The organism is Pedococcus bigeumensis (assembly GCF_039531795.1).
GTDB lineage: Bacteria > Actinomycetota > Actinomycetes > Actinomycetales > Dermatophilaceae > Pedococcus > Pedococcus bigeumensis.
On record NZ_BAAAQS010000001.1, the window covers coordinates 1,549,149 to 1,562,032 of the forward strand.

A 12,884-nucleotide genomic window follows, 5' to 3' on the forward strand; every position below is an offset into this window, starting at 1 on the left:
ACTGCCATGACTGACAACACGGCCCTCAAGGCCCTCGCCGACAACGGCGTCTCCATCTGGCTCGACGACCTGTCACGCGACCGGATCGAGACCGGCAACCTCCAGGAGCTCATCGACACCAAGGGTGTCGTGGGCGTGACCACCAACCCGTCGATCTTCCAGGCCGCCCTCGCCAAGGGCGACCGCTACGACGCCGACCTGCGCCAGTTCGCCGCTGACGGCAAGACGGTCGACGAGACGGTGTTCGGGCTCACCACCCAGGACGTCCGCACCGCGTGCGACATCCTCAAGCCCGTCTTCGACGCCACGAACGGTGTCGACGGCCGGGTCTCGATCGAGGTCGACCCGCGACTGGCCCACGAGACCGGCAAGACGGTGGCCCAGGCCAAGGAGCTCGCTGCCGCCGTCGGTCGCGACAACGTCCTCATCAAGATCCCCGCCACCGTCGAGGGGCTTCCCGCCATCTCCCAGGTCCTGGCCGAGGGCATCAGCGTCAACGTCACGCTGATCTTCTCGCTCGACCGCTACCGCGGGGTGATGAACGCGTTCCTCACCGGGCTCGAGCAGGCCCGCGAGGGCGGCAAGGACCTGTCCAAGATCCACTCCGTCGCCTCGTTCTTCGTCTCGCGCGTGGACACCGAGGTCGACAAGCGGCTCGACGCGATCGGCACCGACGAGGCCAGGGGGCTCAAGGGCAAGGCGGCCGTGGCCAACGCGCGGCTCGCCTACCAGGCCTTCGAGGAGGTCTTCGCGACGCCGCGCTGGAAGAACCTCGCGGACGACGGCGCCAACGCGCAGCGTCCCCTGTGGGCCTCCACCGGGGTCAAGGACCCGAACTACTCCGACACGCTCTACGTCACCGAGCTGGTCGCCCCGAACACCGTCAACACGATGCCCGAGAAGACGCTGGAGGCCGTCGCCGACCACGGTGAGGTCACCGGTGACACCATCTCCGGCACCTACGAGGAGGCCGGCGGCGTGCTCGACGCGCTCGAGGGCCTGGGCATCTCCTACGCCGACGTCACGGCCCAGCTCGAGCGAGAGGGCGTCGACAAGTTCGCGACCGCCTGGGGCGAGCTGCTCGACGAAGCCCAGTCGGACCTCGACCTGGCCCGCGCCGACGTCTCCGAGGCTGGCGACAAGTGAGCTCACTCGGCGTGGTGGCATCGGGCGCGGCGGCCGATGCCATCGCCGGCAAGGTCGCCGACCTCGTCGAGGCCACGTTCGCCAGCAAGCTCTTCGCCCAGGACGCCACGTTGTGGGGTCCGGACGCCGAGTCCGAGTCGGCCATCCGGCTCTCCTGGGTCAACCTGCCCCGCTCGTCGCGGCCTCTGCTCGGCGAGATCGCGGCGCTGCGTGAGCAGCTCAAGGGCGACGGAGTCGACCGGGTCGTGCTCTGCGGCATGGGTGGCTCGTCGTTGGCGCCGGAGGTCATCTGTGGCACCGCCGGAGTGGACCTCGTGGTGCTCGACTCCTCGCAGCCCGACATGGTGCGGGCCGCCATCACCGACCTCGACCGCACCGTGGTCGTCGTCTCGAGCAAGTCCGGCTCCACCGTGGAGACCGACTCGCAGCGACGCGCCTTCCAGGCCGCCTTCGCCGAGGCCGGCATCGACCCCACGGCCAGGATCGTCATCGTCACCGACCCGGGCAGCCCGCTCGACGAGCAGTCCCGCGCCGACGGCTACCGCGTCATCAACGCCGACCCCAACGTCGGCGGGCGCTACTCGGCCCTGACGGCCTTCGGGCTGGTGCCCTCGGGCCTCGCCGGGGCAGACCTCGAGGCGCTGCTCGACGACGCCGAGGCCGTGGCCGATGTGCTGAGCGCCGACGACGACGGCAACCCCGGCCTGCGCCTCGGCGCGGCGATGGCCGGGACCGACCCGTTGCGCGACAAGTTCGTCATCGTCGACGACGGGTCCGGGATCGTCGGGTTCGCCGACTGGGCCGAGCAGCTCATCGCCGAGAGCACCGGCAAGCAGGGCACCGGAATCCTGCCGGTCGTGGTGGGCGGCGACTCCGACCCCGAGGTGCGCTGGCCCGCCCCCGACGTGACGATCGCGCGCCTGGTCGGCGACTCCGACGACGACCTCGACGCCCTGGGTGCCGCACCCGACGGCACGGCCGACGGCAGCCGGTCCGAGGTCGCCGTCAGCGGCTCCCTCGGCGCCCAGCTGCTCCTCTGGGAGGTGGCCACGGCAGCAGCCGGTCGCCTCCTCGGCATCAACCCGTTCGACCAGCCCGACGTCGAGAGCGCCAAGAAGGCCGCTCGTGCGTTGCTGGACAAGGGAGTCGGCGACTCCGAAGCGCCTGCGGCCACCGACGGCGCGGTCGAGATCCGCTCGCTGGGTGGCGACTGGCTCGGCGACGCGAGCACCGTGTCCGACGCACTGGGAGCCCTGCTCGCACAGCTAGACCCCGAGCGCGGCTACGTGTCCGTGATGGCCTACCTCGACCGGATCACCGACGCACCCCTCGCTGACGTGCGCCCCGGGCTGGCGCGGCATACCGAGCGTCCCACCACCTTCGGCTGGGGGCCGCGGTTCCTGCACTCGACCGGACAGTTCCACAAGGGCGGTCCGGCCACCGGTGTCTACCTGCAGATCACGACGGCGCCCCACGAGGACCTCGCGATCCCGGGGCGGGAGTTCACCTTCGGTGACTTCATCGCCTCGCAGGCCGCCGGCGACGCGCAGGTGCTGGCCGAGCACCAGCGCCCGGTGCTGCAGCTGCACCTGACCGACCACGACGCCGGGCTGGCACAGGTCACCCGCGCGCTGACCGACCTGTCCCCCACGGAAGGCGACGCATGAGCCCGACGCGGGTGACGCAGGACAGCAACCCCCTCCGCGACCCTCGTGACAAGCGGCTCCCCCGCATCGCCGGCCCCTGCGGGCTGGTGCTGTTCGGGGTGACCGGCGACCTGGCGCGCAAGAAGCTGATGCCGGCGATCTACGACCTGGCCAACCGTGGGCTCCTGCCCCCGGGCTTCTCGCTGGTCGGGTTCGCCCGACGCGACTGGGCCGACCAGGACTTCGGCAAGATCGTCTACGAGGCGGTCAAGCAGTATGCGCGGACCCCTTTCAGGGAAAGCGTCTGGCGCAACCTGGCCGAGGGATTCCGTTTCGTACCAGGCACGTTCGACGACCCGACGTCGTTCGACCTGCTCGCTGCGACCGTCAAGAACCTCGAGGCCGAGCGCGGGACCGGCGGCAACCTCGCCTTCTACCTCTCGATCCCGCCGTCCTCGTTCTCGGTGGTCTGCGAGCAGCTCGAGCGCTCCGGGCTGAGCAAGCCCGAGGCCGACGCCTGGCGTCGCGTGGTCATCGAGAAGCCGTTCGGCCACGACCTCAAGAGCGCCCGGGAGCTCAATGACATCGTCGAGGGGGTCTTCCCGCCTGACGCCGTCTTCCGGATCGACCACTACCTCGGCAAGGAGACGGTCCAGAACCTGTTGGCGCTGCGCTTCGCCAACCAGATGTTCGAGCCGGTCTGGAACGCCAACTACGTCGACCACGTGCAGATCACCATGGCCGAGGACATCGGCATCGGGGGTCGCGCCGGCTACTACGACGGCATCGGCGCCGCCCGCGACGTCATCCAGAACCACCTGCTCCAGCTCCTCGCCCTCACCGCGATGGAGGAGCCGGTCTCGTTCGCGGCCGAGCACCTGCGCTCCGAGAAGGAGAAGGTCCTCTCGGCGGTGCGACACCCCAAGGACCTCGGCAAGTCCACGGCACGCGGTCAGTACGCCCCCGGCTGGCAGGGCGGCGAGCAGGTCGGCGGCTACCTCGACGAGGAGGGCGTGGCCCAGGGGTCACGCACCGAGACGTATGCCGCGATGAAGCTGGAGATCGACTCGCGCCGCTGGGCAGGCGTTCCGTTCTACCTGCGCACCGGCAAGCGGCTGGGCAAGCGGGTCACCGAGATCGCCGTGGTGTTCAAGAAGGCGCCCCACCTGCCGTTCGCCGACACCGCCACCGAGGAGCTCGGGCAGAACGCCATCGTCATCCGGGTGCAGCCCGACGAGGGCATCACCATGCGCTTCGGCGCCAAGGTGCCGGGCGCGCAGATGGAGGTGCGCGACGTGACCATGGACTTCGGCTATGGCCGCGCCTTCACCGAGTCGAGCCCCGAGGCCTACGAGCGGCTCATCCTCGACGTGCTGCTGGGCGACCCGCCACTGTTCCCCCGGCACGAGGAGGTCGAGCTCTCCTGGGAGATCCTCGACCCGGTCGAGGAGTACTGGTCCAAGTCACGCGCGAAGATCGAGCCCTACATGTCAGGCGGCTGGGGACCGGCCGGCGCCGACGAGATGATGCGCCGCGACGGACGCGTCTGGAGGATGCCTTGATCGTCGACCTGCCCAGCACCACGACCGTGGCGATCAGCAAGAAGCTGGTCGCGCTCCGACAGGACACCGGGGCGATGGCCCTCGGCCGGGTCCTGACCCTCCTGATCGTCGTCGACGAGCAGGACGCCGAGGAAGCGATCCAGGCGGCCAACGACGCGAGCCGGCAGCACCCGTGCCGCATCATCGCCGTCGTCATCGGGAACAAGCGTGGCCAGTCGCGGATCGACGCGCAGATCAGGGTCGGCGGCGACGCCGGCGCGAGCGAGGTCGTCGTGCTGCGGCTCTACGGCGCACTGACCGACCACGGACGCAGCGTCGTCATCCCGCTCCTGCTGCCCGACTCCCCCGTCGTCGCGTGGTGGCCCACCGACGCTCCCACGCACGTCGCGCAGGACCCGATCGGCTCGATGGCCCAGCGCCGCATCACCGACGCCGCTGAGTCGAAGAGCCCGCGCGCGACGCTCAAGGCGCGTGCCGAGGCCTACACCCGTGGTGACACGGACCTGGCCTGGACGCGAGTGACGTTGTGGCGGGGGCTGCTGGCCGCTGCCCTCGACCAGCCGCCCTTCGAGCCGGTCACCGAGGCGACCGTCACCGGTGGGTCCGACTCTCCGTCGACAGACCTGCTGGCGGCCTGGCTCGCCCAGACCCTGCGGTGCCCCGTGCGCCGCGCCCGGTCGCGCACCGGCACCGGCATGGTCAGCGTCCGGCTCGAACGCCGCAGCGGTGCCATCGACCTGGTCCGCCCGGACGGCGCCATCGCGACGCTCAGCCAGCCGGGCCAGCCGGTCCGCCGGATCTCCCTGGCGCGCCGCGCGACCGCGGAGTGCCTGGCCGACGAGCTGCGCCGGCTCGACCCCGACGAGATCTACGAGGAGACCATCCGCAGCGGGCTGGCCAGGGTGGGCACGAAGACGGTGACCGCCACCGAGGCGGTCCGCGACGGTGATGCGCCGTCGGTCCAGGAGGCCGAACGCGAGTCCCGGCGCATCGCGCGGAGCACCTCGAAGGCCAGCAGCGCCGAGATGGTGCAGACGCCGCCCCCCGCCCCCCAGGCCGACACCGCGGTCGTGAAGAAGGCGGCCGCCCGCAAGCTGGCCAAGACGAAGTCGACCGGCGCCACCGAGAAGGCCAAGGCGGCCGCGAAACGGGCCGGGAAGCCGGCCCCATCGACCAAGGGGAGCAAGGCATGAGTGCGGCCCCGCTCGTCGTGGTGCACCCGGACAAGCAGTCGGTGGCCGACGCAGGCGCGGCCCGCCTGGTCACGACGCTGCTCGACCTGCAGGCTGCCGGACGGTCTCCCCACGTGTCGCTGACCGGGGGCTCCCTCGGCTCGGCGATCATCGCCTCGATCCTCCAGGTGCCGGCCCACACGGCGGTCGACTGGTCGAAGGTCTCGGTGTGGTGGGGAGACGAGCGTTACCTGCCCGCCGGCGACGCCGACCGCAACGACACCCAGAACGACGCCGCGGGTCTCGACCGCCTCGGGCTCGACCAGGACAACGTCCACCGGGTCGCGGGTCCGGATGCCAGCGACTCTGCCGAGGACAGCGCCGAGCGCTACGCAGCAGCACTGCGCGGCAGTGGTGGGGGCGAGTTCGACGTCATGATCCTCGGCGTCGGGCCCGATGGCCACGTCGCCTCCCTCTTCCCCGGACACCCCGCGCAGCTGACGACCGACGCGATCGCCGTGGCCGTGCACGACTCCCCCAAGCCGCCACCGGACCGCGTGTCCCTCACCTTCGAGTGCCTGAGCCGGTCCGACCGGGTCTGGTTCCTCGTCGCGGGCGCGGACAAGGCGCAAGCCGTCCGCCAAGGCGTGGAAGGTGCCGGTCCCGAGCTGTCCAGCGCCGCCCAGGTCCGCGGCATCCGCGAGACGATCTGGCTCGTCGACGCGGACTCCGCCGCCGAGCTGCCCGGCTGACCGCGACGGACAGAGGGGCGCCCCTGGGTTTCCGGGGGCGGCCCTCTGTCTGTCGCGGTGCGGTCTGCCTGTCGCGGCCAGCCCTGCGAGTCGCTGCATGGTGCACGGGCGCCGCGCACCGGCGGCTACTGGATGAGCTTGCGCTCCCGCAGCGTGGCCAGCGCCTCGTCGAGGATGGCCTTGCCGTCGGCGTCGGAGCGACGCTCCTTCACGTAGGCCAGGTGGGTCTTGTAGGGCTCCACCTTCGGCGGGGCCGGCGGGTTGGCCTCGTCCTGCCCGGCCGGAAAGCCACAGCGCGGGCAGTCCCAGGTCTCGGGGACGGCCAGGCCCGGCTCCTCGGCGAACGAGGGGCGCGTCTGGTGCCCGTTGGCGCACCAGTAGGAGATGAAGACCCGGGGGGCCGCCTCGCCGCGCTCGGCCTCGCCCATCGGGCCTGCGCCGACTCGGCTACCTCGGATTGCGTTGCCACCGGCCATGTGCGAATGGTCCTATCTGGTCAGGGAAGTGAGGGTCTGGTGCTGGCCGCGTCAGGCGGAGAACCGGTCGATCAGACCGATCCCCACGATGCACGCGAACCAGATGATGCCCACCGCGACGGTGAACCGGTCGAGGTTGCGTTCTGCGACCGACGAGGAGCCCAGCGAGGTGGACATGCCACCACCGAACATGTCGGACAGGCCGCCGCCCTTGCCCTTGTGGAGCAGGACCAGCAGCGTCAGGAACAGACCACCGATGACCAGCAGGACCTGCAGGCCAATGCGTACGGCTTCCACGGAGCACCCATCTCGAGTCGACGTCAGTTGTGGCTGCGAAAAACGCAGCAGGGGTCAGGATACCTGTTCGACGCTCAGGAGGTCGCCAGGTGGTCGCGGTAGCGGCAGATCGACGCGAACTCCGCCGGGTCGACCGACGCGCCACCGACGAGGGCTCCGTCGACGTCCTCCTGTGCCATGATCGCCGCGACGTTGCCGGCCTTGACCGATCCGCCATAGAGCACCCGCACGCCGTCGGCCAGGTCGCCCGAGTAGAGCTCCGCCAGCTTGGTGCGGATCGCGGCGCAGACCTCCTGCGCGTCCTGCGGGGTCGCGACCTCACCGGTGCCGATGGCCCAGACCGGCTCGTAGGCGATCACGATCGTGGCCGCCTGGGCCGCCGTGATGTCGACCAGGCCGGCCTCGAGCTGTCCGAGCACGTGGTCGAGGTGGGTGCCGGCCTGACGGATCTCGAGCGGCTCTCCCACACAGAAGATCGGGGTCAGGCCGTGCCGGACGGCAGCCTTCACCTTGGCGCTGACCAGCTCGTCGGTCTCGTGGTGGTACTCGCGGCGCTCGCTGTGGCCGGCCAGCACGTAGGTGCAGCCGAGCTTGGCGAGGAAGGCGCCGGAGATCTCACCGGTGTAGGCGCCGCTGTCATGGGCGGACAGGTCCTGGGCGCCGTGGCGCAGCTCGAGCCGGTCGCCGTCGATGAGGGTCTGCACCGAGCGCAGGTCGGTGAACGGCGGGAGCACTGCCACCTCCACCGCGCCGAAGTCGTGGCGACCGTCGCGCAGGGTCCAGTCGAGCTTCTGCACCAGGTGGGTGGCCTGCAGGTGGTCGAGGTTCATCTTCCAGTTGCCGGCCATGAGGGGCGTGCGACCGGAGGTCTTGGCTGCTGCCATCGGGTGTCGTCCTTGGGGGTATGCCGGTGGGCCGGGCGGTGCGCCCGGCCCACCGAACGGGTAGGCGGTCTGGCTCCGCGGTGGTCAGGCGCCGCGGGTCGGAGCAGGGTCAGGCGCGCGGCTCGTCGAGCACCGTCAGGCCGGGCAGCTGCTTGCCCTCGAGGTACTCCAGGCTCGCGCCACCACCGGTGGAGATGTGGCCGAACTGGTCGTCCTCGAACCCCAGCTGGCGGACCGCGGCCGCGGAGTCGCCACCGCCGATGACGGTGAGCGCTCCCTTCTCGGTGACCTCCACGAGGGCCTTCGCCACGGCAGCCGTGCCCGCGGCATACGGGGCCATCTCGAACGCGCCCATCGGGCCGTTCCAGAAGACGGTCCTGCAGTCCTCGAGCTTCTTGGCGAACAGCACCCCGGACTCTGGTCCGATGTCGAGGCCCATCCCGTCGGCCGGGATCGCGCCGGCCGGGACGACCTCGTGGTCGGCGTCGGCCGAGAACGCGGTCGCGGCGACGATGTCGACGGGCAGGACGATCTCGACGCCACGCTCCTCGGCCTGCGCGAGGTAGCCCTTGACCTGGTCCACCTGGTCGGCCTCGAGCAGGCTCGAGCCCACCTCGTAGTCCTTGGCCGCGAGGAACGTGAAGACCATGCCGCCGCCGATCAGCAGGCGGTCGGCGGTCTGGAGCAGGTTGTCGATCACCCCGAGCTTGTCGGAGACCTTCGCACCACCGAGCACCACGGCATACGGGCGCTCCGGGTCCTCGGTGAGCCGCTTGAGCACGCCGACCTCGGTCTCGACCAGTCCGCCGACGGCGGACGGCAGCAGCCGGGCCACGTCGTAGACGCTGGCCTGCTTGCGGTGCACCACCCCGAACCCGTCGGAGACGAACACGTCGGCCAGGCCGGCGAGCTGCGCCGCGAACTCGGCCCGCTCCTCGTCGGTCTTGGCCGTCTCGCCCGCGTTGAAGCGGAGGTTCTCCAGCAGCACCACGTCGCCGTCCTGCGCTGCCTCCACCGCGGCGTGGGCACTGTCGCCCACGGTGTCGGTGGCGAAGGTGACGTCCTGACCGAGCAGCTCGCCCAGCCGGGTGGCGACGGGGGCGAGGGAGTACTTGTCCTCCGGTGCGCCCTTGGGGCGGCCGAGGTGGGCGCACACGACGACGCGCGCGCCCGCCTCGGAGAGGGCCCGGATGGTGGGCACCGATGCGCGGATCCGCCCGTCGTCGGTGATCGTGCTCCCGCCCGCGTCGTCCTGCTCGAGGGGCACGTTGAGGTCGGAGCGGACGAGCACGCGCTTTCCGCGCAGGTCGCCCAGCTCGGAGATCGTCTGCATCAGGGGTGGCCCGCCCCGGTCAGAGGGTCTGGCCGACGAGGAGGACGAGGTCCGCGAGGCGGTTGGAGTAGCCCCACTCGTTGTCGTACCAGCCGACGACCTTGACCTGGTTGCCGATCACCTTGGTGAGGCCCGCGTCGAAGATGCAGGACGCGGGGTCGGTCTCGATGTCCTTGGACACGATGGGGTCCTCGGTGTAGACGAGGATGCCCTTGAGCGGGCCTTCCGCAGCAGCCTTCACCGCGGCGTTGACCTCCTCGACCGTGGTCTCACGGCCGGCCTCGAAGGTGAGGTCGGTGGCCGAGCCGGTCGGCACCGGGACCCGCAGGGCGTAGCCGTCGAGCTTGCCCTTGAGCTCCGGGAGCACCAACGCGACGGCCTTGGCCGCCCCGGTGGTGGTCGGCACGATGTTGAGCGCGGCGGCGCGGGCCCGACGCAGGTCCTTGTGCGGGCCGTCGTGGAGGTTCTGGTCGCCGGTGTAGGCGTGGATCGTGGTCATCAGGCCCTTGACGATGCCGAACTCGTCGTTGAGGACCTTGGCCATCGGCGCCAGGCAGTTCGTGGTGCAGGAGGCGTTGGAGATGACGGTGTGCTTGTCGGCGTCGTAGGCGTCGTCGTTCACCCCCATGACGATGGTGACGTCCTCGTTCTTGGCCGGGGCCGAGATGATGACCTTCTTCGCGCCGTTGTCCACGTGCACCTTGGCCTTGGTGGCATCGGTGAAGAAGCCGGTCGACTCGATGACGACGTCGGCGCCCAGCTCGCCCCACTTGAGGTTGGCGGGGTCGCGCTCGGCGAAGACCTTGAAGGCCTTGCCGTCGACCGAGATCTCCTCGTCCGTCGAGGTCACGTCACCGGGCAGGCGCCCCAGGATCGAGTCGTACTTGAGCAGGTGGGCCAACGTGGCGTTGTCGGTGAGGTCGTTGACGGCCACGATCTCGATGTCGGCGCCGGACGCCTGGACGGCGCGGTAGAAGTTGCGGCCGATGCGGCCAAATCCATTGATACCTACGCGAACAGTCACGATGCCAAGTCCTTCTGGGATGGGGACGGTATGCCGCGTGCTCGCGGCACGGTGTTGCTCGTCGGCAAGCCTATGGGATGGGTCTGGCGCCGAGGCAGTGCGGTCCGGCGTACGGGCGGGTAACCCGTCGGGGTCGGTGGCCGCCGACCCACTGCCAGAGCGGCATACCGGACACCTTCAGGAGTCGCCGCCGAAGAGGTCGCGCGTGTAGACCTTGTCGGCGACCGGCTCGAGCTCGGCCACCATCCGGTTCGCGACGATCACGTCGGAGAGCTCGGAGAACTCGTCGAGGTCGCGGATCACCCGTGACCCGAAGAACGTGTCGTCCGCCAGGGCGGGCTCGTAGACGACCACCTGGACACCCTTGGCCTTGATCCGCTTCATGATGCCCTGCACGCTGCTCGACCTGAAGTTGTCGGAGCCGGACTTCATGATGAGCCGGTGGATGCCGACGACCTTGGGCGCGCGGCGCAGGATGTCGGTCGCCACGAAGTCCTTGCGCGTCGTGTTGGCGGTGACGATGGCCTCGATGAGTGACTGCGGCACGTCCTGGTAGTTGGCCAGCAGCTGCTTGGTGTCCTTGGGCAGGCAGTAGCCGCCGTAGCCGAACGACGGGTTGTTGTAGCCGGGCCCGATCCGCGGGTCCAGGCTGACCCCCTCGATGATCTGCTGCGGGTCGAGGCCATGGGTCAGCGCGAAGGTGTCGAGCTCGTTGAAGAACGCCACTCGCATGGCGAGGTAGGTGTTGGCGAACAGCTTGACCGCCTCGGCCTCGGTGCTGTCGGTGAGCAGCACCGGCACGTCCGGCTCGAGCGACCCGCCGACGAGGAGGTCGGCGAAGGCCCGCCCCCGCTCCCCCAGGTCGCCGACCACGATCCGCGAGGGGTGCAGGCCGTCCCAGAGCGCTCGTCCCTCCCGGAGGAACTCCGGGCTGAAGATGATGTTGTCGGTGCCCAGCCGCTGGGTCAGCGACCGGGTGAAGCCGACGGGCACGGTGGACTTGACCACCATCACCGCGGTCGGGTTGGCGGCAGCCACGTCGGCCGCGACCTTCTCGACGGTCGAGGTGTTGAAGTAGTTGGTCACCGGGTCGTAGTCAGTGGGGGTCGCGATGATGACGAAGTCCGCGCCGGAGTAGGCCTCGTCGGAGTCGTCGGTGAAGGTGAGCCGCAGGTCGCGGTGGGCCAGGAAGTCATCGATCTCCGCATCCCGGATGGGACTGCGTCCCGCACGCAGCCCGGCGACCCGGGCGCGGTCGATGTCGAAGGCGATGACGTCGTGGTGCTGCGAGAGCAGCACGGCCATCGACAGTCCGACGTATCCCGTGCCGACGACGGCGATCCTCGTCATGCTGGCTCCTCGTGTGTCGCGTGCAGGCCGTTCAGGCGTCGAGCATGTCGGGCGTGAGGTTGGCCTCCGTGCCCGGGATGCCGAGGTCCTGCGCCCGCTTGTCGGCCATCGCCAGCAGCCGCCGGATCCGGCCGGCCACGGCGTCCTTGGTCATCGGTGGCTGGGCCAGCTGGCCCAGCTCCTCGAGGGACGCCTGCTTGTGCTCGAGCCGCAGCGACCCCGCCTCCTTGAGGTGGTCGGGGATGTCGTCGCCGAGGATCTCCATCGCGCGGTGCACGCGGGCGCCGGCGGCGACCGCGGCGCGTGCCGACCGGCGCAGGTTGGCGTCGTCGAAGTTGGCCAGCCGGTTGGCCGTGGCGCGGACCTCGCGACGCATCCGCCGCTCCTCCCACGCCATCACGGCGTCGTGGGCACCGAGCCGGGTGAGCATGGCGCCGATGGCGTCCCCGTCGCGGATGACGACCCGGTCGACGCCGCGCACCTCGCGGGCCTTGGCCTGGATGCCGAGTCGTCGGGCCGCCCCGACCAGGGCCAGCGCTGCCTCAGGCCCGGGGCAGGTCACCTCGAGGGCCGACGACCGACCGGGCTCGGTGAGCGAGCCGTGCGCGATGAACGCCCCGCGCCAGGCCGCCTCGGCGTCACAGGCCGAGGCGCTAACGACCTTGGGCGGCAGGCCACGCACCGGGCGACCGCGGGCGTCGATCAGCCCGGTCTGGCGGGCCAGCGCCTCCCCGTCCTGGACCACGCGGACGACGTAGCGGCTGCCCTTGCGCAGCCCACCGGCGGCGAGCACGAGGACCTCCGACGGGTGGCCGTAGAGGTCGCTGATGTTCTTGCGGAGCCGGCGTGCCGCGTTGGCCGTGTCGAGCTCGGCCTCGACCACGATCCGGCCACCGACGATGTGCAGCCCGCCGGCGAAGCGCAGGGTCGCGGCCACCTCGGACTTGCGGCAGCACGGCTTGGTGACGTCGAGTCTGCTGAGCTCGTCCTTGACCCGCGCCGTCATCGCCATTGCTTCATCCTGTCATCTCGCTGTCCTGCTCTGGTCCCCTGGCCGGTGCCGATGCGCCGGCCCACACTGATCCGCTGTCGTCCCATGGTCTGCTGTCTCCCCCATCCGCTGCGCCCGAGGGCGCGGGCACCTGCTCGTCCGACTCAACCACGTCCGTCAAGCATGTCGCCCCACGAGCGCCCGACCAGGACCCGGAGGCCAGCTGACCGGTCCACCCCACAGGTCCGTCC

Annotated in this window: 12 protein-coding genes; 5 read left to right on the plus strand and 7 right to left on the minus strand. The window is 70.6% G+C overall.

Annotated elements, in window-relative coordinates; translation table 11 throughout:
• The first annotated feature begins 6 nt into the window (after positions 1–6).
• From tal to pgl, 5 genes are read left to right on the plus strand one after another with little or no spacing between them, the layout of a single operon-like run.
• Positions 7–1,146, plus strand: coding sequence for a transaldolase (gene tal / locus ABD262_RS07470; protein WP_344133419.1), 1,140 nt, complete (start codon positions 7–9; stop codon positions 1,144–1,146).
• Positions 1,143–2,813: a glucose-6-phosphate isomerase gene (locus ABD262_RS07475; RefSeq protein ID WP_344133422.1), complete on the plus strand. Its 1,671-nt coding sequence runs from the start codon at positions 1,143–1,145 to the stop codon at positions 2,811–2,813. The genes tal and ABD262_RS07475 overlap by 4 nt, the downstream gene beginning before the upstream one ends.
• Positions 2,810–4,354: a glucose-6-phosphate dehydrogenase gene (gene zwf, locus ABD262_RS07480; RefSeq protein WP_344133425.1), complete on the plus strand. Its 1,545-nt coding sequence runs from the start codon at positions 2,810–2,812 to the stop codon at positions 4,352–4,354. Before ABD262_RS07475 ends, zwf begins: the two co-directional genes overlap by 4 nt.
• Entirely contained in the window at positions 4,351–5,547 is a 1,197-nt protein-coding gene (opcA, locus tag ABD262_RS07485) for a glucose-6-phosphate dehydrogenase assembly protein OpcA (protein ID WP_344133428.1), read from the plus strand. The genes zwf and opcA overlap by 4 nt, the downstream gene beginning before the upstream one ends.
• Entirely contained in the window at positions 5,544–6,278 is a 735-nt protein-coding gene (gene pgl / locus ABD262_RS07490) for a 6-phosphogluconolactonase (protein WP_344133431.1), read from the plus strand. The genes opcA and pgl overlap by 4 nt, the downstream gene beginning before the upstream one ends.
• 125 nt (positions 6,279–6,403) lie before the next feature.
• Here the strand turns inward: pgl and ABD262_RS07495 are convergent, their stop codons facing one another.
• The 7 genes from ABD262_RS07495 to whiA form a co-directional block, all read right to left on the minus strand.
• Positions 6,404–6,754 carry an RNA polymerase-binding protein RbpA gene (locus tag ABD262_RS07495; RefSeq protein WP_082592485.1) on the minus strand — a complete coding sequence of 117 codons (351 nt, stop codon included), beginning with the start codon at positions 6,752–6,754 and terminating at the stop codon, positions 6,404–6,406.
• Positions 6,755–6,805: 51 nt separating this feature from the next.
• Positions 6,806–7,051 (minus strand): preprotein translocase subunit SecG, encoded by a 246-nt coding sequence (gene secG, locus ABD262_RS07500; RefSeq protein WP_344133436.1) that lies wholly within the window; start codon positions 7,049–7,051, stop codon positions 6,806–6,808.
• A gap of 74 nt (positions 7,052–7,125) precedes the next feature.
• Complete coding sequence (tpiA, locus tag ABD262_RS07505) at positions 7,126–7,935, minus strand: triose-phosphate isomerase (protein ID WP_344133439.1); 810 nt, start codon at positions 7,933–7,935, stop codon at positions 7,126–7,128.
• 109 nt (positions 7,936–8,044) lie between these two features.
• A complete protein-coding gene (locus ABD262_RS07510) occupies positions 8,045–9,268 on the minus strand; it encodes a phosphoglycerate kinase (protein ID WP_344133442.1) in 1,224 nt (407 codons plus the stop codon).
• 19 nt (positions 9,269–9,287) lie between these two features.
• Complete coding sequence (gene gap, locus ABD262_RS07515; protein ID WP_344133444.1) at positions 9,288–10,292, minus strand: type I glyceraldehyde-3-phosphate dehydrogenase; 1,005 nt, start codon at positions 10,290–10,292, stop codon at positions 9,288–9,290.
• A 177-nt stretch (positions 10,293–10,469) separates the two neighbouring features.
• Positions 10,470–11,642, minus strand: a complete 1,173-nt coding sequence (locus ABD262_RS07520; protein WP_344133447.1) for a nucleotide sugar dehydrogenase — start codon at positions 11,640–11,642, stop codon at positions 10,470–10,472.
• Positions 11,643–11,673: 31 nt separating this feature from the next.
• Positions 11,674–12,654: a DNA-binding protein WhiA gene (gene whiA, locus ABD262_RS07525; protein ID WP_344133450.1), complete on the minus strand. Its 981-nt coding sequence runs from the start codon at positions 12,652–12,654 to the stop codon at positions 11,674–11,676.
• Positions 12,655–12,884: the final 230 nt, after the last annotated feature.